At 41.1% G+C, this 18,312-nt stretch carries 16 protein-coding genes; 14 read left to right on the plus strand and 2 right to left on the minus strand.

What is annotated here, in order from left to right:
- Positions 1 to 20: 20 nt before the first annotated feature.
- From dxs to spo0A, 6 genes are all read left to right on the plus strand, one after another.
- Complete coding sequence (dxs, locus tag BLT18_RS07205) at positions 21 to 1,910, plus strand: 1-deoxy-D-xylulose-5-phosphate synthase (RefSeq protein WP_091272520.1); 1,890 nt, start codon at positions 21 to 23, stop codon at positions 1,908 to 1,910.
- Positions 1,911 to 1,913: 3 nt separating this feature from the next.
- A complete protein-coding gene (locus BLT18_RS07210; protein ID WP_091272522.1) occupies positions 1,914 to 2,747 on the plus strand; it encodes a TlyA family RNA methyltransferase in 834 nt (277 codons plus the stop codon).
- A gap of 170 nt (positions 2,748 to 2,917) precedes the next feature.
- Positions 2,918 to 3,367, plus strand: a complete 450-nt coding sequence (gene ahrC, locus BLT18_RS07215) for a transcriptional regulator AhrC/ArgR (protein ID WP_091272524.1) — start codon at positions 2,918 to 2,920, stop codon at positions 3,365 to 3,367.
- Positions 3,368 to 3,390: 23 nt separating this feature from the next.
- Positions 3,391 to 5,112 carry a DNA repair protein RecN gene (gene recN / locus BLT18_RS07220; RefSeq protein WP_091272526.1) on the plus strand — a complete coding sequence of 574 codons (1,722 nt, stop codon included), beginning with the start codon at positions 3,391 to 3,393 and terminating at the stop codon, positions 5,110 to 5,112.
- A gap of 115 nt (positions 5,113 to 5,227) precedes the next feature.
- The gene (gene spoIVB / locus BLT18_RS07225; RefSeq protein WP_091272528.1) at positions 5,228 to 6,481 is read left to right on the plus strand and encodes a SpoIVB peptidase; all 1,254 of its coding nucleotides are present in this window, start codon (positions 5,228 to 5,230) and stop codon (positions 6,479 to 6,481) included.
- Between the two features lie 1,045 nt (positions 6,482 to 7,526).
- Complete coding sequence (gene spo0A, locus BLT18_RS07230; protein ID WP_091272530.1) at positions 7,527 to 8,324, plus strand: sporulation transcription factor Spo0A; 798 nt, start codon at positions 7,527 to 7,529, stop codon at positions 8,322 to 8,324.
- Positions 8,325 to 8,530: 206 nt separating this feature from the next.
- On the opposite strand, the gene BLT18_RS07235 is transcribed toward spo0A, so the two are convergent.
- The gene (locus BLT18_RS07235) at positions 8,531 to 8,725 is read right to left on the minus strand and encodes a hypothetical protein (protein ID WP_091272532.1); all 195 of its coding nucleotides are present in this window, start codon (positions 8,723 to 8,725) and stop codon (positions 8,531 to 8,533) included.
- A 119-nt stretch (positions 8,726 to 8,844) separates the two neighbouring features.
- Between BLT18_RS07235 and steA the strand changes: the two genes are divergently transcribed.
- From steA to BLT18_RS07250, 3 genes are read left to right on the plus strand one after another with little or no spacing between them, the layout of a single operon-like run.
- Entirely contained in the window at positions 8,845 to 9,957 is a 1,113-nt protein-coding gene (steA, locus tag BLT18_RS07240) for a putative cytokinetic ring protein SteA (protein WP_091272534.1), read from the plus strand.
- The gene (locus BLT18_RS07245; RefSeq protein ID WP_175487407.1) at positions 9,954 to 10,625 is read left to right on the plus strand and encodes a glycosyltransferase family 2 protein; all 672 of its coding nucleotides are present in this window, start codon (positions 9,954 to 9,956) and stop codon (positions 10,623 to 10,625) included. Before steA ends, BLT18_RS07245 begins: the two co-directional genes overlap by 4 nt.
- Complete coding sequence (locus tag BLT18_RS07250; protein ID WP_091272537.1) at positions 10,598 to 11,410, plus strand: hypothetical protein; 813 nt, start codon at positions 10,598 to 10,600, stop codon at positions 11,408 to 11,410. Before BLT18_RS07245 ends, BLT18_RS07250 begins: the two co-directional genes overlap by 28 nt.
- Positions 11,411 to 11,424: 14 nt before the next feature.
- Here the strand turns inward: BLT18_RS07250 and BLT18_RS07255 are convergent, their stop codons facing one another.
- On the minus strand, positions 11,425 to 11,706 hold the full coding sequence (locus tag BLT18_RS07255; protein WP_091272539.1) for a DUF2627 domain-containing protein: 282 nt from the start codon (positions 11,704 to 11,706) through the stop codon (positions 11,425 to 11,427).
- Positions 11,707 to 12,149: 443 nt separating this feature from the next.
- On the opposite strand from BLT18_RS07255, the gene BLT18_RS07260 reads away from it, so the two are divergent.
- From BLT18_RS07260 to BLT18_RS07280, 5 genes are all read left to right on the plus strand, one after another.
- Positions 12,150 to 13,253: a Glu/Leu/Phe/Val dehydrogenase dimerization domain-containing protein gene (locus BLT18_RS07260; protein WP_091272540.1), complete on the plus strand. Its 1,104-nt coding sequence runs from the start codon at positions 12,150 to 12,152 to the stop codon at positions 13,251 to 13,253.
- Positions 13,254 to 13,455: 202 nt separating this feature from the next.
- Positions 13,456 to 14,877 carry a dihydrolipoyl dehydrogenase gene (lpdA, locus tag BLT18_RS07265; RefSeq protein WP_091272542.1) on the plus strand — a complete coding sequence of 474 codons (1,422 nt, stop codon included), beginning with the start codon at positions 13,456 to 13,458 and terminating at the stop codon, positions 14,875 to 14,877.
- A gap of 20 nt (positions 14,878 to 14,897) precedes the next feature.
- Positions 14,898 to 15,905: a thiamine pyrophosphate-dependent dehydrogenase E1 component subunit alpha gene (locus BLT18_RS07270; protein WP_091272554.1), complete on the plus strand. Its 1,008-nt coding sequence runs from the start codon at positions 14,898 to 14,900 to the stop codon at positions 15,903 to 15,905.
- Complete coding sequence (locus BLT18_RS07275; protein WP_091272556.1) at positions 15,905 to 16,888, plus strand: alpha-ketoacid dehydrogenase subunit beta; 984 nt, start codon at positions 15,905 to 15,907, stop codon at positions 16,886 to 16,888. The genes BLT18_RS07270 and BLT18_RS07275 overlap by 1 nt, the downstream gene beginning before the upstream one ends.
- 31 nt (positions 16,889 to 16,919) lie before the next feature.
- Positions 16,920 to 18,167: a dihydrolipoamide acetyltransferase family protein gene (locus tag BLT18_RS07280; protein WP_091272590.1), complete on the plus strand. Its 1,248-nt coding sequence runs from the start codon at positions 16,920 to 16,922 to the stop codon at positions 18,165 to 18,167.
- Positions 18,168 to 18,312: the final 145 nt, after the last annotated feature.

Consider the following 18,312-nt stretch of genomic DNA (forward strand, 5'->3'; position numbering starts at 1 on the left):
TGAAAGTGAGGGTTCGCTTCATGGATATAGAATCAATAAAGGACCCGGCATTTTTGCAAACCTGCAGCCGAGACGATATGGAAAAGTTAGCGCAGGATATTCGTGACTTTCTCATAAAAAAATTATCGGTGACAGGCGGTCATCTAGGCCCGAACTTAGGTGTTGTAGAATTAACATTAGCTTTGCATTATCTCTATCAAACACCGAAAGATAAAATTATTTGGGATGTCGGACACCAAGCATATGTTCATAAAATTTTAACAGGCAGGGCTCCTCAATTTGAAAGTTTGAGAAAATATCAAGGATTGTGTGGTTTTCCTAAGCGGGATGAAAGTGAACATGATGTATGGGAAACGGGACACAGTTCTACATCGCTCTCAGCAGCGATGGGGATGGCTGTTGCAAGAGATATTAAAGGATCTTCAGATAACATTGCGGCTGTCATTGGGGATGGTGCACTTACTGGTGGAATGGCGCTTGAGGCACTTAATCATATCGGTCATGAGCAAACGAATTTGACGATTATCTTAAATGATAATGAAATGTCCATTGCCCCTAATGTGGGAGCACTCCACAGCATTCTTGGACGTTTGCGTACCACTGGCAGATATCAAAAAGTAAAAGAAGATGTTGAATATCTCATAAAAAAAATCCCGGCTTTTGGCGGCCGGCTAGCTACGACAGCGGAAAGAGTAAAAGACAGTTTGAAGTATCTACTTGTTTCTGGCATGTTCTTTGAAGAGATGGGCTTTACATATCTCGGGCCTGTTGATGGCCATGATATGGATGATTTGTTGTCGAACATCCAATACGCAAGAGATACAGATGGTCCAGTTATTGTTCATGTATTAACCAAAAAAGGAAAAGGCTATGCTCCTGCAGAAAATGACGCAAAGGGAACGTGGCATGGGCTGGGGCCATATAAAATTGAATCAGGAGAAGTGGTGAAAAAGCCAGGTCCTCCAGCGTACAGTGCAGTGTTTAGCAATACGCTGCAAAAATTGGCGCAGGAAGATGAGCGAATTGTTGCTTTAACTGCAGCAATGCCAGGCGGCACGAAGTTAGACCAGTTCGGTGCAAAATTTCCTCAGCGCATGTTTGACGTTGGTATTGCAGAGCAGCATGCAACAACAATGGCTGGAGGCTTAGCTGCACAAGGGATGAAGCCGGTATTTGCTGTGTACTCGACATTTTTGCAAAGAGGATATGACCAGCTTGTCCATGATGTTTGCAGACAAAATTTAAATGTATTTTTTGCAATCGATAGAGCCGGCCTAGTTGGTGCAGACGGTGAAACACACCAAGGTGTCTTCGACATTGCCTACTTGAGGCATTTGCCTAACATGAAAATTTTAATGCCCAAAGATGAAAATGAACTGCAGCATATGGTGTATACTGCTGTGCAATACGATAATGGTCCCATTGCTGTACGTTATCCGCGCGGAAACGGCCTCGGTGTGGAGATGGATAAAGAGTTAAAGAAAATGGAAATCGGCAAGTGGGAAGTGCTGCGGGATGGAAAAGATGCAACGATTTTATCTTTTTCCACGATGCTTCCCATTGCGATAGAAGCAGCTGAAGCTTTGGCAGAAAAAAATATTGATGTACGTGTGGTGAATGCACGCTCAGCAAAGCCGCTTGATGAAGGTTTGTTAGAAGAGCTGCAAGAAGAAGGAGCTCCGATTTTAACTCTAGAAGAGGCAGCGTTAAAAGGAAGCTTTGGCAGTGCCGTTTTAGAACATTACCACGATGCTGGTTTTCATCATATGGTAATTGAGCGGATGGGCATTCCTGACAGATATATTGAACACGGCAGTGTCGGGGAGCTGTATGAAGAGATCGGCCTGACCAAAGATGAAGTTGTATCAAAAATGTATACGCTTGTACCAAGAAAACAACAAAGGGCGTAGAAGATGAAAAAAGAACGAATTGATGTATTGCTAGTAGAAAAAGGGTATTTTGATTCGCGAGAAAAAGCAAAGCGTTCAATTATGGCGGGACTCGTTTTAGCAGATGAAGAACGCATTGATAAACCAGGGATGAAAGTAGACACTTCCATTAATATTCGTATCAAAGGACAAGAAACACCGTATGTAAGCCGGGGCGGTTTGAAGCTTGAAAAAGCGCTTCAAGTTTTTCCATTAGAAATGAAGGACAAGCTTGTCCTTGATATTGGTGCCTCTACCGGAGGGTTTACAGATTGTGCCCTGCAGAACGGGGCACAGTTAGTGTATGCGGTGGATGTGGGATACAATCAGTTATCTTGGAAGTTAAGGCAGCATGAACAAGTTGAAGTTATGGAGCGGTACAATTTTCGTTACGCCAAAATGGAAGATTTTAAAAAAGGTGCTCCCAATGTGGCTGTGGCGGATGTTTCCTTCATTTCGCTGAAGCTGTTGCTGCCTCCTTTAACAGAGATATTAGAAGAAAACAGTTCGCTCTGTTTATTAATCAAACCTCAATTTGAAGCTGGAAAAGACAAAGTAGGCAAAAAAGGTGTTGTCAGAGATAAACAAACCCACCACATGGTTATTTCTGATATCCTCTCCTTTGCCTCATCGTTAGGTTTTACGCCGCAGGGGCTTGATTTTTCGCCGATAACCGGCGGAGATGGAAACATTGAATTTCTTTTATTTATGCAGTGGCTTTCGGATAACGCGAGGACAAAAAACAATCTTGATCAAGATATTCAGACGGTAGTCAACAATGCTCATCAACAGTTTCAACACGTTCGGCGAAGCAGATAATGGCTTTCTGTTTCGCTTGAATGTCCCTCCCTTTTTATTCATTTCCCTTCTGGATTGTTATCTTTAATCAAAAGTTTGTATAAATATGAAAAATCAGTTATTATAAACATATCTTACATACAATAACAAAGAAAAAATACGTGTTTTTCAAAATGAAAGTGGGGATATGTGTGAATAAAGGACAGCGTCATATCAAAATTAGAGAATTAATAACGGAATCCGATGTTGAAACTCAAGACGAATTAGTCGATGGTCTTAAACAAGCCGGATACAACGTAACACAAGCCACAGTTTCTAGAGATATTAAAGAGCTGCATCTTGTGAAGGTTCCGACTATGGACGGAAGGTATAAGTACAGTCTGCCGGCAGACCAACGTTTTAATCCATTGCAAAAACTGAAACGAGCGCTTGTTGACAGCTTCATTGGAGTGGACCAAGCCGATAATTTGATTGTCATGAAGACACTGCCTGGCAACGCGAATGCCGTAGCTGTGCTCATTGATAATCTTGATTGGGAAGAGATATTAGGTACGATTTGCGGGGATGATACTATTCTTATTATTTGCAGAGATAAGCAACAAGCTGGTCCGATTGTCGACCGCTTTCTGGATATGCTTTAATTACTAACCATCGGGGTGTTTGCATGCTCGAAGAACTTTCCATTAAAAATTTTGCTATTATTGATGAACTGTCTGTATCATTTGGGGAAGGATTAACGGTATTAACGGGCGAAACGGGAGCCGGTAAATCCATTATTATGGATGCAATCAGCTTGTTAATTGGTGGCAGAAGTTCGGTTGAATATGTACGTCACGGTGAAAATCGAGCAGAAATTGAAGGATTATTTCGTATCAGCCCGTATCATCCGTCCAAAGATAAGCTTGAAGAAGCAGGTATTGAAGTGGAAGAAGGGATGGTTGTATTACGGCGGGATATTACCGCAAAAGGGAAAAGTGTCTGCCGTATTAACGGAAAGCTGGTTACATTGGCTATTTTGCGTGAAGCGGGCCAGTCACTTGTAGATATTCATGGCCAGCATGAGCACCATGAATTAATGCAGCCAGAAAAACATATTACGATGTTAGACCGGTTTTCCGGAAGAAAATTACAAGAAGCGTTGGACGATTACAAAAAGCACTATGACAGATTTACAAGGCTGTTATCCGAATTGAAGAAGTGGAAAGAAATCGATCAAGAGGCAGCGAATCGATTAGATTTTATTGCGTTTCAACTCCAAGAAATAGAAGAAGCACAATTAATTCCGGGAGAAGATGAGGAGTTAGAAAAAGAGCGACATATATTAGCAAACAGTGAAAAGTTATATAAACAGCTGCATTCTACATATGAAGGTATTTATGGAGAAGGAAAGGCCCTAGACTGGGCTTCTCATGCGATGAATGATATGGAAGAAGCTGCCCGCATTGATGAAAATGTAGAGAATATCAGTGAGAACATCCATTCCGCTTATTATATGCTCGAAGAAGCCGCGTTTTCACTAAGAAGTTATATTGATACTTTATCCTTTCATCCGGAAAGACTGAATGAGATTGAAGCAAGGTTGGCGGAAATAAAGAAGTTAAAGCGAAAATACGGCAGCACCGTGAATGAAATACTTGAGTATGCTGCTGCCATGGAAGAAGAAAAAGACACGCTGGAAAATAAAGATCAAAAAATTCAGCAATGGCAAAAAGAACTGGAGTCTCTAGCACTTGATTTATTAGCTGAAGCCGAAACGTTAACCGATTTACGCCGGCAGGCAGCAGATGTACTTTCGGAAAAAGTGAAAAAGGAATTACAAGCATTGTATATGGAAAAAGCCCGTATGCAAGTGGAGATGAAAGATGTACAAACGGGACAGCCATTTACATTTGCAGATCAAAAACGTTATTTTAATCAGCGCGGCAAAGATAAAGTGGAATTTTTACTTGCAACAAATGCTGGTGAACCATTAAAACCGTTGGCAAAAGTTGCTTCCGGCGGAGAAATTTCCAGAATTATGCTGGCTTTAAAAGCGATTTTGTCGGATTATCAGCATGTCACTACCTTTATTTTTGATGAAGTAGATACTGGTGTCAGCGGGCGTGTTGCGCAAGCGATTGCACAAAAAATATATGAGGTATCCATTGACTCGCAAGTGCTTTGTATTTCCCACCTTCCGCAAGTGGCTGCGATGGCTGATCACCATTTGTACATTGAAAAAGCCGAAAAAAATAATCGTGTTATGACAACAGTGCACCCAATAAATGGGAAAGAAAAAACGGATGAAATTGCCAGAATGATGTCAGGTGTGACGATTACCGAACTGACTCGAGAAAATGCTCATGAGTTACTAACGATGGCGGACAAAATGAAATCCAAAACATGAAAAGCTGACCAAAACAGGTCAGCTTTTTTGTTTTTTCCAGCTTATAAATCCTTTCTCACGAGGCAACTATATGAATACAACAGATTATTACATTGGGACGAGGAGGATGCAGTGAATGGATTGGGGGAGAAAATTAGTTGGAATTATATCCATTGCTTTATTTACGCTAGCTATAATGAATCCAGCTGTACAAACTTTTTTAAACATACCGAATGAAATCGTTATGTTTGAATCAGACTGGGAAGATAATCAAGCATCACAGGCGATGAAAGATCGTTTGGATATAAAGGATCAAAATCAAACAAAGGTTAAAATGACTGAAAATCAAAAACAATCAAACACAACAGTAAAAGTGGCATCCATGCCCGCGAAACAAACAAATATTAAAACGCTGCCAGATATTAAAGTTGTACCAGGCGGGGATTCTATTGGTGTGAAACTCCAGTCAGACGGTGTCATGGTCGTGGGCTTTCATGATGTGAAAGCTGGTGATAAGAGGGCATCACCTGCAAGAGAAGCGGGAATGAAAGTCGGAGACCGCATTGTTGAAATGAATGGCAACAAAGTGACACAACTAGAGGACGTTGTAAAAGAAATTAAGGCGGCTGAAGATGCTGATAAACTGTCAGTGAAAGTAAAAAGAGGCCAAGAAGAAAAGTCAATGGATATTAACTTGCATCAGAGCACAGATGGTAATGTGATGGGCGCTTATATCCGCAATGCAGCATCTGGGGTAGGCACACTTACTTTTTATGAACCAGCAAGCGGGAAATTTGGAGCACTAGGTCACGTAATTACTGACTCAGATACAAAAAAACCGATTATTGTAGATAACGGGACAATTGTACGTTCATCTGTGACAGCCATCGAAAGAGGGGCAAATGGCAGACCGGGGGAAAAACAAGCTGTACTATCAACTGGCAGTGACGTGCTCGGAAACGTAACGAAAAACAGCTCGTTTGGCGTATTTGGTATGTTAGATCAAAATAAAGTATTAAAACGATCCTTTTATGAAGAACCTCTGCCCGTTGCATTTGCTAATGAAGTGAAAAAAGGCCCGGCGCAAATATTAACAGTGGTTGAAGGCGAAAAGGTGGAAAAGTTTGATATTGAAATCGTTCAGTCCATACCGCAAATGCATGCAGCATCAAAAGGGATGGTTATTAAAGTGACGGATGAAAAACTTTTAGAAAAAACCGGAGGCATCATTCAAGGGATGAGCGGAAGTCCTATTATTCAAGATGGCAAGCTGATTGGAGCAGTTACTCACGTATTTGTAAATGATGCAACGTCTGGGTATGCTTCTCATATTGAATGGATGCTTGAAGAGGCAGGAATTGAAACGTATGCCGATGAACGGGCAAGTTAGGAGCTGTGTCAAAAGCCGCTAACCGGAAAAATCCATAAGAAGATACAACTGGTTCATGGTGTAATCTTGGAAAGGGACCTTTTGGTTTTTCAGAAAAATCGCCTGCTTTCGTTTATGTAGTGGATGGATACCTTCATGACACGAAAAGCGGCGGTTTTTTGTATGCGTAACATGAAAAGAGAGTTCTAAATTTAAAGGCGAAATGAAGATAGGGAGTACTTTGTTCGTTTCACCGTCTTTGAATGGTGATCAGGAAGACGTCGGCTAAGACTAGTCACATCGTGCGGCCAACGCTGGTACTAGCATATCCTGTGCGTCGAAGCAAACACTGAAAATCCACCGCCGGTGAAATTCCATCGGTTAGCTGAAGCCTTGCCTGCGGCAGAGAAACAGAAGAAGCCATTCACTCATGGGGCGGATATAAGTTATTCGTCACACATCTTATAGAGCCGAAAAGGTCTGTAAACGGGCTGTTTTTATGATCCTTTGCTGCAGCCCTTTTTTTACTTTAAAAACATTTACATACATAAAAGAAATATCGTATAAGGAAAAGGACGGGGCAGCTTTTTCACTAACGGCTGGAAGGTATGTTGATTCCGCGCTTAACATAGGAGAATTTTTACGAAATAAGAAGGGATTTTTAATATATGTTGCCGGATGTTCTATTTTATAAACGACAATATGACATCCTTTTTCTCTGATGGACAGCTTTTTATAGACGATTCAATGATGTTTTTCTTTCTTTTCTAGAAGAAAAATAAGCTTTCGTAAACTGCAGCTCTCTGTTATAAAACCGGTATAAACAAATGGAACGGATTTCAGGTGGATCAGCATTGTGCATACGAAAAATAACAAAATGCATACATTAAAAAATATGTCAAATGCCAAAATACTACAAAATTTGTAGATATCTAAAGATGACGGGAGCTGCACAATATTTTTGAAGAATTTAGAAATAAGGAAAGGGTATTTTGTAGTCTTGTCGAAAGGAATAAACAGACAATATTTACAGGTATGCAGTTCATTATAAAAAGGAGGTACCACGTTGAATAACATAAAAGTTTGTATAGCAGATGATAACCGGGAGCTGGTGGGACTATTAAATGAATATATAGGTGCACAGGAAGATATGGAAGTGGTCGGAACCGCTTATAATGGCCAGGAATGCTTGACGCTGGTAGAAGAAACACATCCAGATGTACTGGTTTTGGATATTATTATGCCTCACTTGGATGGTTTAGCGGTGTTAAATAAAATCAACTCTGGGGAGTATCCTAAGCGTCCGAAAATTATTATGTTAACAGCTTTTGGACAAGAAGACGTGACTAAGAAAGCAGTTCATTTGGGAGCATCTTATTATGTGTTAAAACCATTTGACATGGAAACCCTTATTTCCAATATACGCGAAGTATGCGGTGAAGATTCTACTGTGATCCAACCGGCGGTGAGTCAGACGAATGCCCGTGAGAACACGAAAGAAGGTACAGAAATTAATTTGAGTCAAAGTATTACAAATATTATTCACGAAATTGGTGTGCCTGCTCATATTAAAGGCTATATGTATTTACGCGAAGCGATTTCGATGGTCTATAACGATATTGACTTATTAGGATCTATCACAAAAGTACTTTATCCAGACATTGCGAAAAAATACAATACAACATCCAGCAGAGTAGAACGCGCAATCCGGCATGCAATAGAAGTTGCCTGGAGCAGAGGGAATTTTGAGTCTATTTCACGTATGTTTGGTTACACCATCAACGTTTCCAAAGCAAAGCCGACGAATTCAGAATTCATTGCTATGGTAGCAGATAAATTGCGTTTGGAACATAAAGTCAGCTAATGCTTGGGTACGAAGAGACACCGAACGTTTTACTGCACAACACTGCTCAGCAAATATTCAAGAGAAATGACAAAACATGTGTCGCTAACCTTCATCATTTTTCACCTTCTATTCAATTGTAAAAGAAATGAATAGAAGGTATTTTTTTGTCTTGTTATATGAAGGAATAAAGGAGTTTTTTGTGTAAATGAAACCGCCCAATTCCATTATTGAGGTGGATTGTTTTGCGCAGAAGAAATATAGGACTGAAATAACCGGGACACTGTCGATGAGCTTTCTGTATACGGGCGCATTTGTCTGATGGTATCAGAAGAAGGTTCATACTGAATAACATAGTTTTCTCCATTATACGAAGCCAAATACATATCAAAGCCATGTCGTGATTCGATAAATTGAAACACCTTTCCTGCCACCTCGCTCCATTTGTGTATTTTATGTGTTATCTTTTTCTGTTCCGCGGTATTTATGCATGTAAACCCTTATGTTTGGACCATACTAATACGCAGAAGGGGTGAAACGCGTGAGTACACTGAAAGGAAAAGCATATTTTCATGAGAAAACAAAAACACTCGCACAACATATACCTAGACAGCAAATCGCTGTTATCAAGCATGAAGATATTGATCCAATTGCCGCTGACAGTTTAATTCAAAAACGTGTCAAAGCAGTTGTTAACTTAAAACAGTCGATGAGCGGTGCTTTTTTTCATGAGGGTGTGAAACGGCTGTTAGAACATGGAGTAAGAGTGTTTGATGTAAAGAACAGCAGCAATGCTGGTCCTTGGCTGGAAAACAGAGATGTTTTTATTGAACATGACGTATTGTATGCAGACTATGGCGGGAAGAAATATGTTGTAGGTGAACTCAAAGAGTATGATTTGTCATTTGTGAAGTTGTTAGAAGAAAAAGGAAGGGGGAATCTTGCTTTAAGATTTGAACAATTCGGCACAAATAGCATTTCATATGCAAAAGAAGATTTGTCACATTTATTGGAATGCTGGAGTAACTGGGAAGAAGGCAGTGCGTTTAGGAATCAGGATGTATTGATTGTTATTCGAGGCACAGACTATGAAAAAGACTTAGATTGTATTCAAAGGTACTTTGCACATAAAACCGGTAACACTGTACTTATTGCAGTGGACGGTGCTGCAAATACAATGGTGGAAAAAGGACTGCCTCCTGATTATATTATTGGGGATATGGATTCGGTTGCTAGCGACATATTACACAGCGGAGCACAGTTAATTGTTCATGAAGGCATGAAGGGAAATTCTCCTGGAATGAAGAGAGTAAAAGAACATCAATTACGCGCAGACACAGTAAGGTTTATTGGATTAAGTGAAGACGCAGCTATGGCTTTTGCTTTAAAGCAAGGCGCCAAACGTATTTATCTTGTCGGCGGCCACCGTGATATGGAGGAGTATTTGAGTAAAGGGAGAAAAGGGATGGGATCTTCTCTGTTAATGAAAATGCTTGCTGGAAGTAAAATCGTTGATTTGAAAGGTATCCACTATTTTTATCAGCATACGGGAAAATCATCGGCACTCTTGTGGCAGTTAAAAAAGATATATTACTCGCTGCCGTTTTTACGGTCTGCGAAATCCGGCAAGGAAGTGAGGGAAATCAAAGCGTGAGTACCAGCGTTATTATTCCAGCTTACAATGAGGAACAAAATGTAAAGTCAACGCTGCAAGCATTACGAAAAGCAGGGTGGGCAGAAGAAATCATTGGTGTGAATGATGGAAGTTCGGATGCAACAGGAAAAATTATGGAAAAGTATTGTGATGTATCTATTTCTTTTATCAAAAACTATGGAAAAACAGCAGCTGCTAAAGCGGGGTGGCTTGCAAGCAAAGGAAGCTATATTGTGATATTGGATGCTGACTTGCGTGAAAGCGCTGTTTATGGAGAAAAATTACTGCAGCCTCTTCAAGCGGATAAAGCTGATTTAGTGATTGGGACAGTAATTGGGAGTGGAAGGAACGGGTTTGGACTAGTGAAAAGAAGAGTACAACGAGTCATTCAACGAAAAAGCGGGCTTTATTTGCGCACTCCTCTTTCTGGCCAGCGTGCATTCAGGCGCCAGCATATAGAACACTACTGCCAGCTAGAAGCCGAGGGATTTGGGCTGGAGACAATGATGACTCTAAAAGCAATATCTGAAGGGTTTACGATAAAAGAGGTGGAAGTACCATTTGTTCACGACGGAAAAGGCTGGGGCATTCAAGGAATGCTGCATCGCGGCAAGCAATGGCTTGAAGTGGAGAGGTGCTTATGGAAATATGGAAAATCCTACTCGTAACGGGTGCTGTTTTGGGTGCTTGGCCAATGATTAAGTACGTTTCGCTGCGCCGTAAATGGACAGCTGTTAATTTTCAGAACAACAAAATACCATACACACTAGGTTTTTTGTTGTTTTTCTATACGATATGTTTAACAACGTTTGTATATCCTGTGGAAAATCAAGCGGCATTTTTTATATACATCAGTGGCGTATGGGCAGCAGGATGGATGGATGATACGCTCGGCACTGCTTTTCCCAAAGGAATAAAAGGACATATTCGCTACTTTGTCAAACACAAAGAATGGACAACGGGATTAAGCAAAATTGTCCTTATTGTATTGGTTTCTGCCCTAACCCTTTACTTGACAGAAAATACGTTCAGCTTTTTTATGATTGTGCATTTTATAGTGTTTGTACTATCGCCTCATGTTTGCAACTCTTTTGATACACGTCCTTTACGAGTGTGGAAATGGACGGTGCTGCATTTGTTGATATTACTCTTGTTTGTTCCTGTTTTGTCATCCGCTGCGATCGTATATTATATCCTTTTGGCTGTCGGCATATGGGGATACCTAGAAATGAAAAAGAAAGCGATGCTTGGAGACAATGGTGCCGCTTTAGCAGGAGGATTCATTGCCTGGTGGAGCATTCATGCAGCTTCATTCAGCTATCAATTACTGTTAGCTGCCGCGCTATTAGCTATCACATATGCTGCTGAGAAAGTATCTCTTCACGCTTTCATCAAAAATGTCCGTATTCTAAAATATATTGATTATTGGGGAAGAAAGGAAGGATTTGAATAGCAAAACAGGTTGATTCAATGAGTTGAATCAACCTGTTCCTTGTCATTAGAGCCGGTTGGTGCTGGTTTTGTCTCGTAATGAATCTCTACTTTCTTATTTTTTCGGTCACGGTAAAAGACGAACCCAGATATAAACCAAATACCAAAAACAAGCAGCAGTAAACCGCTTAAAAACTGCATCCATAAAAATGGAAAAGGCGGATGTAAAACTTGAAAAAGCATGTCTCTCATTAATTTTATTCCTAAAACGGCTAAAAAACCTGGTATAACTAAAACTAATAAAGCAATAACCCGCATTCTCGACTCCCCTATGTTATTAATCATTCTATCATAATGTGAAAAGATATACGTTCATCGCATTTTATATCTGTACAAGCATTGATTCCTGCTTAAAAAGTCTCTCTTGTGCATTTCTCACTGACAGACGAGCATAACCAATATTAAATTGCTCCCTGCGTTTTATTCGAAAAACCTTCGCACACTGCGAGATAACATCTCTGCCTCAAGGTGTTTTCGCTTTCTTTATTGTACGATACCTCGTTTTATTTGTCCAAATCATAAAGGAAAGACGATATTTGTATCAAGCAAAAGAAAAGCAGAAAATCGGCTGTGAATAAAAGCAAGCCGAAGTGTTTGTCATGATACAGGACTTTTTAAATATGTTTCTCTATTTATGAGAAACATGTTTAACGTACAACAGAATATACTTATAACAGGAATATCTAAGGGGGCGCTGCTACGTGAAGGTATTCAGTAAAATGGAACAATATGATTATGAACAAGTTATTGTGTGCCAAGATAAGGCTTCTCGTTTAAAAGCAATGATTGTTATTCATAACACTACCCTTGGTCCTGCGTTAGGCGGCACGAGAATGTGGCCATATGATACAGAAGAAGCAGCATTTGAAGATGCACTGCGCCTGGCAAAAGGAATGACTTATAAAAATGCCGCGGCTGGATTGAATTTAGGAGGCGGCAAAGCAGTCATTATAGGAGATCCTCGCAAAGACAAAAATGAAGAAATGTTTCGAGTATTTGGGCGTTTTATTGAAGGATTAAATGGACGTTATATCACTGCTGAAGACGTTGGGACAACAGTAGAAGACATGGATATTATCCATCATGAAACAAACTTTGTAACAGGTATTTCCCCAGCATTTGGTGCGAGCGGGAACCCATCTCCAGTAACGGCATATGGTGTGTATGTCGGAATAAAAGCAGCAGCCAATGAAGCTTTTGGATCTGATCATTTAAACGGCAAAACAATTGCTGTTCAAGGGGTAGGAAGTGTTGCCTACCATTTATGCAAGCGTTTGCATGATGAAGGTGCACGGCTGGTGGTGACGGATATACAGAAGGAATCTGTGCAGCGAGCGGAGAATGAATTTGGTGCAAAGGCGGTGGCCCCTGAGGATATATACGATGTTTCATGTGATATATTCAGCCCTTGTGCTTTAGGAGCAGTCATTAATGATGATACAATAGACAGGATACAAACAAAGGTTGTTGCTGGAGCAGCAAATAATCAGCTGCAGCTGGATAAACATGGCGAACACCTTTATAAGAAAGGAATTGTGTATGCCCCCGATTATGTAATTAACGCTGGCGGTGTTATGAACGTAGCTGATGAGCTGAATGGGTATAATAGGGAGCGCGCGATGAAAAAAGTGGAAAGTGTTTATGATAACCTAAAAAAAGTATTTGCTATCTCAAAACGTGATAATATCCCAACGTCACTAGCTGCTGACCGATTAGCTGAAGAGAGAATAGAGAAAATGAAACATGCACGCACATCGTTTCTGCGAAGCGAGCGTCATATTTTGAGCAGACGGTTCTCAGGGTGAACACAGACAATTATTCGAGAATTATGTGATAAAGCCAAAAAAGTTACTGATTCAGTAGAATCATGATGTTTTACATGGTACTGTTTTAGATAGAATCATGTAATGTAGAAGTGAAAGTGTGTTGTTTTTTCATTCACTTGAGATAAAAATGGTTAGGTGTGGAGATATGCATGTTTTGCTATCTTAACAAGGAGGGAAAATTATGCCTAAAGAATATGACCTGGTCATATTAGGTGCTGGTACAGGCGGGTACGTAGCAGCCATTAAAGCTGCCAAAGCGGGATTAAAAACGGCTATTGTAGAGAAAGAAAAGGTCGGTGGAACATGTCTACATAGAGGCTGTATTCCAAGTAAATCGTTATTAAAAAGCGCAGAGATGCATGCGTTAATGAAAGATAGTGACAAATATGGGATTGCGGTTAATGATGTAACCTTGCATTTTGATAAAGTCCAGCAGCGAAAAAACCAAGTTGTAGAGCAGCTATACCAAGGTGTGCAAGCATTAATGGCAAAAGGTGACATTGATATATACCAAGGGCACGGAAGAATATTAGGTCCTTCTATTTTTTCACCAACAGCAGGAACAGTATCGATAGAAATGAACAATAAATCCGAAAATGTCATGCTTCTGCCCAAAAACTTGATGGTTGCGACAGGATCAAAGCCGCGTGAACTCCCGGGATTGCGTGCAAATGGAGAGAACATATTAACATCAGATGAAGCACTGCAGTTAAAGGAGCTTCCTTCATCCATTGTCATTATCGGAGGAGGGGTCATCGGGATAGAATGGGCCTCTATGTTATCAGATTTTGATGTAGATGTGACGGTGTTAGAAAATGCGGAGCGTATTTTGCCAGGTGAAGACGCAGCTATTTCAAAAGAGATGACAAAACAATTAATGAGACGGGGGATTCGTATTGTCACTTCTGCCAACGTAGAATCAGAAAGCTGCCGCATCGGCGAACACGTCAGCATTTCTGCTGCGGTAGAAGGAAAGAAAGAGACATTTGCAGCAGAGAAGCTGCTGTTATCTGTTGGCAGGAAGGCCAATGTGGAAGATATCGGCCTCGAAAATACAAATATTGAAGTCGAGAATGGTTTTATAAAAACAAATGCCTATTATCAAACGAAAGAATCTCATATATATGCAATTGGTGATGTTATCGGTGGAATGCAGCTTGCGCATGTTGCGTCGAAAGAGGGAGCTGTTGCTGTAGATCATATAACAAACAAAAAACCTTTTATTCTTGATGAGCAGTCAATACCACGGTGTACTTACAGCAGGCCGGAGACAGCCAGTGTAGGGTTAACAGAAGAGCAAGCCAAACAAAAAGGTCTCGATGTAAAAACAGGTATTTTTTCTTTTCAAGCTATTGGAAAAGCTGTTATTGAAGGAAATACGGATGGGTTTGTGAAGTTGATTGCTGACAAGCAAACCGATGATCTGTTAGGAGTGCATATGATTGGTTCTCGCGTCACCGAGTTAATTTCTGAAGCATCTTTGGCAAAGGTTGTTGATGCATCAGCTTTTGAAGTGGCAGAAACGATACATCCTCATCCGTCCTTGTCAGAGATTATAGGAGAAAGTGCTCTGAGTGCAGATGGAAAGGCAATTCATTCTTAAATTTGTAAAGGGGGTATTCCATGACCTCAACGAAGCATGAACAACTTGGTTTGTCGAACGAGCAAGTGATGGAAATGTATAAAACAATGTTATTAGCCAGGAAATTAGATGAACGTATGTGGCTGTTAAACCGGGCAGGGAAAATTCCTTTTGTTGTTTCTTGTCAAGGCCAGGAAGCAGCACAAGTAGGCGCAGCGATGGCGCTAAATAGAGATATAGACTATATTCTCCCTTATTATCGTGATATGGGGATGGTGTTAAGTTTTGGCATGACAGGAAAGGATTTAATGATGGCAAGTTTTGCAAAGGCCGATGATCCTAATTCAGGCGGCCGGCAAATGCCTGGGCATTTTGGGCAAAAGAGCAACCGAATTGTTACTGGGTCTTCCCCAGTTACCACCCAAGTGCCTCACGCAGTTGGCATAGCTTTAGCAGCAAAGATGGAAAAGAAAGAATTTGTGACATTAACGACATTTGGTGAAGGATCATCGAACCAAGGCGACTTTCACGAGGGAGCTAATTTTGCTGGTGTTCATAAGCTGCCTGTTATTTTGATGTGTGAAAATAACAAGTATGCTATTTCTGTTCCAATTGATAAACAACTTGCATGTGAGAATGTATCAGATAGGGCTGCAGGCTACGGTATGCCTGGTTTTACAATTGATGGCAATGATCCGTTAGCTGTATATGAAGCAGTAAAGAAGGCTAGAGACCGTGCTGTAAACGGTGAAGGTCCTACACTGATTGAAACCGTTTCGTATCGGTTAACTCCGCATTCGAGTGATGATGATGACCGCTCTTATCGAACGAAAGAGGAAGTAGAAGAGGCAAAAAAACACGATGCTGTTCATATGTTTGCTGCTTATTTAAGAGATACAAAGATACTAACGGATGAAAAAGAAGAAGCTCTGTTAGAAGATATTAACAATCAAATAGATGAAGCAACAGAAGCTGCCGAGAAGGCGCCGTATGCTGCAGCTGAGTCAGTATTCGGGCATGTGTATGATGAAAAGGATGGTGAACACTGATGCCAGTATTGTCTTACATCCAGGCAGTCACAGCAGCGCTGCGTGAAGAAATGCAGCGTGATGACAAAGTGTTTGTTTTAGGTGAAGACGTTGGAGCAAAGGGAGGTGTTTTTCGCGCCACGGAAGGGTTGTTTGCAGAATTCGGCGAGGAGAGAGTCATTGATACGCCATTGGCTGAATCAGCTATCGCTGGTGTGGGAATTGGTGCGGCAATGTATGGCATGAGACCTGTTGCTGAAATGCAATTTGCCGACTTTATTATGCCGGCGGTGAACCAAATTGTTTCAGAGGCTGCTAAAATACGCTACCGGTCTAATAATGACTGGGATTGCCCGATTACGATTCGAGCACCATATGGTGGAGGAGTACACGGCGCGCTGTATCACTCTCAATCTGTAGAAGCACTCTTTGCTAATACCCCCGGATTAAAAATTGTGATGCCTTCGACTCCCTATGATGTAAAGGGTTTATTAAAGGCAGCGATTCGCGACCCGGACCCCGTTTTATTTTTTGAACACAAGCGGGCATATCGGTTAATTAAAGGCGAGGTGCCAGAAGAAGACTATACGCTTCCGATTGGTAAAGCCGATGTGAAAAAAGAAGGCGAAGATGTGACAGTTATCAGCTACGGCCTCTGTCTTCATTTTGCACTCGAAGCGGCGGAAAAGCTGGAGAAAGAAGGTATTTCGACAGAGATACTGGATTTAAGAACGGTTTATCCGCTGGACAAAGATTCTATTATTCGTGCTGTATCCAAAACAGGCAAAGCATTGCTTGTTACAGAAGACAACAAAGAAGGAAGTGTGATGGGCGAGGTAGCTGCGATTATTGCTGAGCATTGTCTGTTTGACTTAGATGCCCCCATTCAGCGGCTCGCAGCTCCAGATGTGCCGGCTATGCCTTATGCTCCTGCCATGGAACAACATTTTATGGTCAACCCCGATAAAGTAGAAGCAGCAATCCGAGATTTAGCAGAGTTTTGAAAGGAGGAGCACTGTGGTCGAAAAAATTCATATGCCGCAATTAGGTGAAAGTGTAACAGAGGGCACTATTACGAAATGGCTGGTAGAGCCGGGAGATACTGTTCGTAAATATGATCCGATAGCAGAAGTGACGACAGATAAAGTAAATGCGGAGATTCCTTCTTCTTACGCCGGTACAATCACTGAAATTGTTGCGAAAGAAGATGAAACCGTACAAGTCGGTGAATTAATTTGCTATATGGACATCGATAATGAAGCAGCACAGGCTGCACCCAGCGAAACAGATAAACAAGTCGAAACAAAAGCAGGGACAGTGGAAGACACAGAAAAGAACGAATCCATGAAAACACGTTATTCTCCGGTCGTTATGAGACTGTCACAGGAGCATGACATCGATTTGTCCACTGTAGCCGGAAGTGGCAGAAGTGGAAGAATTACAAGAAAAGATATAGAAAAAGTTATTTCTGCTAAGCAGAGTGCGGGTTCACCGGAAAAGAGCGATGCAGAACATGAACAAGAAACATCCAGCGTACCAACTTATCGTACAAAGCCAGCAGAAGTCCCGGCAGCCGAAGCATCTGATACAGAAATTCCGCTTAGTACGGCGAGAAAAGCGATTGCGGCTAATATGGTGAAAAGCAAGCACGATATTCCTCACGCGTGGATGATGGTGGAAGCGGATGTGACAAACCTTGTTCAATATAGAAACAAAATAAAAGATGAATTCAAACGGAAAGAAGGCTTTTCACTTACATTTCTTCCGTTTTTCATAAAAGCGGTCGTGGAAGCCTTAAAAGAGTATCCAGAGGTAAACTCTGTATGGGGCGGAGACAAAATTATTCAAAAGAACAATATTCACATTTCTATTGCTGTTGGAACAGAAGATGCGTTATACGTCCCTGTTATTAAACATGCGGATGAAAAAAGTATTAAGGGTATTGCCAGGGAAATGAAAGATCTAGTACAAAAAGTTCAACGCGGCACGATTCAAAGTGATGAGATGAAAGGTGGTACATTTACAGTCAATAACACTGGTTCTTTTGGCTCCATCCAATCTGTACCAATTATCAACTATCCACAAGCAGCGATATTATCTGTTGAATCCATTGTGAAAAAGCCAATTGTAATGGAGGGCGACATGATTGCGATTAGAAGCATGGTCAACCTTTGCTTATCGCTTGACCATCGCATATTGGATGGGCTTATCTGCGGCAAATTCTTAGGCAGAATCAAAGAAAGATTGGAAACCTTTGATAAAGAGATGCAAAGCATCTATTAGCATGAAAAAGGGGCTGTATCAAAAGCCCTTAACGTAAAATACCATGGACGCCATCCCTCCAGATGGTGACCATGGTATTTTTTAAAAGCCAGCTTATGCAGCTGGTTTCTTTTTGCGGCGTTTCACCCCCGCCACCTTCCGTATA

Source organism: Alteribacillus persepolensis, assembly GCF_900099605.1.
GTDB classification, from domain to species: Bacteria; Bacillota; Bacilli; order Bacillales; family Marinococcaceae; genus Alteribacillus; species Alteribacillus persepolensis.

Bases quoted from the DNA above. Each gene is read 5' to 3' on its own strand.
- dxs (WP_091272520.1), top strand. From the start codon at position 21: ATGGATATAGAATCAATAAAGGACCCGGCATTTTTGCAAACCTGCAGC.
- BLT18_RS07210 (WP_091272522.1), top strand. From the start codon at position 1,914: ATGAAAAAAGAACGAATTGATGTATTGCTAGTAGAAAAAGGGTATTTT.
- BLT18_RS07255 (WP_091272539.1), bottom strand. From the start codon at position 11,706: ATGCGGGTTATTGCTTTATTAGTTTTAGTTATACCAGGTTTTTTAGCC.
- BLT18_RS07270 (WP_091272554.1), top strand. From the start codon at position 14,898: ATGACCTCAACGAAGCATGAACAACTTGGTTTGTCGAACGAGCAAGTG.
- spoIVB (WP_091272528.1), top strand. From the start codon at position 5,228: ATGGATTGGGGGAGAAAATTAGTTGGAATTATATCCATTGCTTTATTT.
- BLT18_RS07275 (WP_091272556.1), top strand. From the start codon at position 15,905: ATGCCAGTATTGTCTTACATCCAGGCAGTCACAGCAGCGCTGCGTGAA.
- BLT18_RS07280 (WP_091272590.1), top strand. From the start codon at position 16,920: ATGCCGCAATTAGGTGAAAGTGTAACAGAGGGCACTATTACGAAATGG.
- lpdA (WP_091272542.1), top strand. From the start codon at position 13,456: ATGCCTAAAGAATATGACCTGGTCATATTAGGTGCTGGTACAGGCGGG.
- BLT18_RS07250 (WP_091272537.1), top strand. From the start codon at position 10,598: ATGGAAATATGGAAAATCCTACTCGTAACGGGTGCTGTTTTGGGTGCT.
- recN (WP_091272526.1), top strand. From the start codon at position 3,391: ATGCTCGAAGAACTTTCCATTAAAAATTTTGCTATTATTGATGAACTG.